Consider the following 3,033-nt stretch of genomic DNA (forward strand, 5'->3'; position numbering starts at 1 on the left):
TTCTACAAGCGATTTATCATGAAGAGGTTCCGCCAGAGCAATTTTCCGCGACCTTTTTCAAATTGATTAAAGAGTGGCAGACGCCTGGCGTTCGGATCGACGTCCTCGGCGCTTCATGGCGGATTGCGATCATTCGAAGCTGCCACCCGGGGCAGCCGGAATGCGCACACCCATTCCTTCGCTCAGAGTCGTGGGAGCGTCGGAATACAACGCATCGCCCGTCGCAGCGGCGAGTCGGTAACCGACCCCGACTTCGGTTAGCACCAAGTCAGGTCGCTGCGGGTCGCGCTCGATTCTCCGTCGCAGACGAAGGATGAATGTACGCAAGGCTTCGCGAGCGGCTCGCGAGTCCGCGCGCCCCAATCCCGCGAGGATCTGACTGAACGTCATCACACTCCCTGCGCTGCGCGCAAGAAGAGTCAGGATCTCCAATTCGGTAGGCGACAGCGCGAGCGGCTCACCCGCCCGGATGACCTCGTGATCGAACAGGTCGATGACCAACGACCCGCGGCGGTAGTATCGTCGCTGCCCTTTTGCTTTGAATCGCCGCAGCTCGGCAACTCGCACGCGCGCCAACAGATCTAGCGCGCGAAAGGGGCGCGGGAGAAAGTCGGCGCCCATGTCCAGAACGGCGATGCAGTCCGCCTCGCGATAGGCACCGCAGATCGCGAGGATCTGCGCATCCGGATACGCGCGCACGACTCGCGAAATGACGTCGAGATGGAGGCTTTCGAGATCGACGATCACGACATCGAACGGATCATTTGTGGCCGAATCGTCGCGAGGAACCGCGCCCGCAATCACCTGGCAGCAGTTGGGCTCCAGGATCGACCGCAACAATCGGTGCAATTCGACTTCGCCGGTCAAGGCGAGGATCCGCGTCCGGGGCGATGAACCACTCGCGCCCTTGAAACTGCCCGAAGTCCCGCCGAGGCAACGGCCTCTTGATTGCGTCATCGCAGCGGGAGGTTGGACAGGCGGGGGGGCGAGATCGCGCGCGTCTCCCCTGGATCCGCCGCATCGCGAGAGACTTTGTCAAGTTGGCCAATAATATCGAATTCTGGGGGGAGCCAGCGCCAACCTGAAGCGCGCGTCCGAGTACGTGCGTCCATCGACGGATCGGCTCGACTGGGCCATTTGCACTCGTCGTTGGTTACGACGACTTTAGCTGATCCAGCGCCAAATTCAGCCGCAAAATGTTGATCCGCGGCTCGCCGATGAGCCCCAGAAAAGGCTTCTCGACCGACGCCTCGACTAGGAGGCGGACCTGACCCTCGTCGAGGCCGCGCGCCTTGGCGACCGAGGCGACCTGCGCCAGCGCAGCCTGCGGCGAAACGTCCGGGTCAAGCCCGGAGGCAGACGTCGTCACCGCGTCGGCGGGAACCGGGCCGGGGCCGGCCATCGCGCGCCAGACCTCCACGCCCGCCTTCACCCGGTCGACGAGCTTCTGCGAGGTCGGGCCGAGGTTGGAGCCGGTCGAATTGGCGGCGTTGTAGGGCGCGTCGATCGTCTTGGTGGCGTCGTTGGGGTCCGTGTCGGTGGTCGCGGACGGGCGCGGATGGAAGTAGCGATCGGTCTTGAAATTCTGCCCGATCAGCGCCGAGCCGACAACCGCGCCATCTTTCTCGATGAGGCTGCCGTTGGCCTGGCGCGGCAGCGCGATCTGCGCGATTCCGGTTACCGCCAGTGGATAGACGAGGCCGGTCAGCGCGGAAAACAGAACGATCAGCACGATCGCGGGACGCATATGTTGGAGCATGGAACGACTCCTTGAATTCAGGCGAGGTGCAAGGCTGCGACGACGAGGTCGATCGCCTTGATGCCAATGAACGGCAGGATGAGCCCGCCGACGCCGTAGATGAGCAGGTTGCGCCTGAGCAACGCCGCCGCGCCGACTGGCCGGTAGGCGACGCCCTTCAGCGCCAGCGGGATCAGCGCGATGATGATCAGCGCGTTGAAGATGACCGCCGACAAGATCGCCGACTGCGACGAGGCGAGCCGCATCACGTTGAGCGCACCGAGCGCCGGATAGGTTACCGCGAACATGGCGGGCAGGATGGCGAAATACTTGGCGACGTCGTTGGCGATGGAGAAGGTCGTCAGCGAGCCGCGCGTCATCAGAAGCTGCTTGCCGATCTCGACGATCTCGATGAGCTTGGTTGGATTGGAGTCGAGGTCGACCATGTTGCCGGCTTCACGCGCCGCCTGGGTGCCAGTCTGCATGGCGACGCCGACGTCGGCTTGGGCGAGCGCGGGCGCATCGTTGGTGCCGTCGCCGCACATGGCGATGAGCCGGCCACCGAACTGCTCTTTGCGAATGTAGGCGAGCTTGTCCTCCGGAGTCGCTTCGGCGAGAAAGTCGTCGACGCCGGCCTCCGACGAGATAAAGGCGGCGGTGATCGGATTGTCGCCGGTCACCATCACGGTGCGAATGCCCATCGCGCGGAGCGCCGCGAAGCGCTCCTTGATGCCTGGCTTGACCACGTCTTTCAAATGCACGATGCCAAGCAGCTTGCCGCCGTCGGAGACGGCGAGTGGCGTGCCGCCCGACGTCGCGACTCGCTCGACCGCCTGCCTGAACTCCACCGGAGTCTTGTCGAGCGCCGTCTTCAGATGGCGCAGGATCGAGTCGACCGCCCCATTGCGGATCGAGCGGCCGGCGATGTCGATGCCCGAAATGCGCGTCTGCGCGGTGAAGGGGATGACGGTGGTATGGGCCGGATCTGGCGTCGGCTCGGCAAGGTGGTAGTCGCCTTTGGCGAGCGCTACGATCGAGCGGCCTTCCGGAGTCTCGTCCGCGAGGCTCGAGGCGAGCGCAGCGGCGGCGAGATCCTCGGCCCGGACGCCGCGCACCGGCAGGAACTCGGTGGCCATGCGATTGCCGTAGGTGATCGTGCCGGTCTTGTCGAGGAGCAGCGTGTCGACGTCGCCCGCCGCCTCGACCGCGCGGCCCGAGGTGGCGATGACGTTGAACCGGATCAGCCGATCCATGCCGGCGATACCGATCGCCGACAGGAGGCCGCCGATCGTCGT

The 3,033-nt window shown here is 64.7% G+C and carries 3 protein-coding genes; all 3 read right to left on the bottom strand.

Going from position 1 to position 3,033, the window contains the following annotated elements; genetic code table 11:
• Positions 1-129: 129 nt before the first annotated feature.
• A complete protein-coding gene (locus ACLP25_RS08280; protein WP_442468734.1) occupies positions 130-867 on the bottom strand; it encodes a winged helix-turn-helix domain-containing protein in 738 nt (245 codons plus the stop codon).
• Between the two features lie 286 nt (positions 868-1,153).
• Complete coding sequence (gene kdpC, locus ACLP25_RS08285) at positions 1,154-1,759, bottom strand: potassium-transporting ATPase subunit KdpC (protein WP_442468735.1); 606 nt, start codon at positions 1,757-1,759, stop codon at positions 1,154-1,156.
• 17 nt (positions 1,760-1,776) lie between these two features.
• Positions 1,777-3,033 (bottom strand): potassium-transporting ATPase subunit KdpB (gene kdpB / locus ACLP25_RS08290; protein ID WP_442468736.1); only part of this gene is annotated, 1,257 nt, incomplete at its 5' end.

Source organism: Roseiarcus sp. (assembly GCF_052145395.1).
In the GTDB taxonomy this organism is placed as follows: Bacteria; Pseudomonadota; Alphaproteobacteria; order Rhizobiales; family Beijerinckiaceae; genus Roseiarcus.

What these genes read in the sequence shown, in the direction of transcription:
- kdpC (WP_442468735.1), bottom strand. Translation starts at nt 1,759, where the DNA reads ATGCTCCAACATATGCGTCCCGCGATCGTGCTGATCGTTCTGTTTTCC.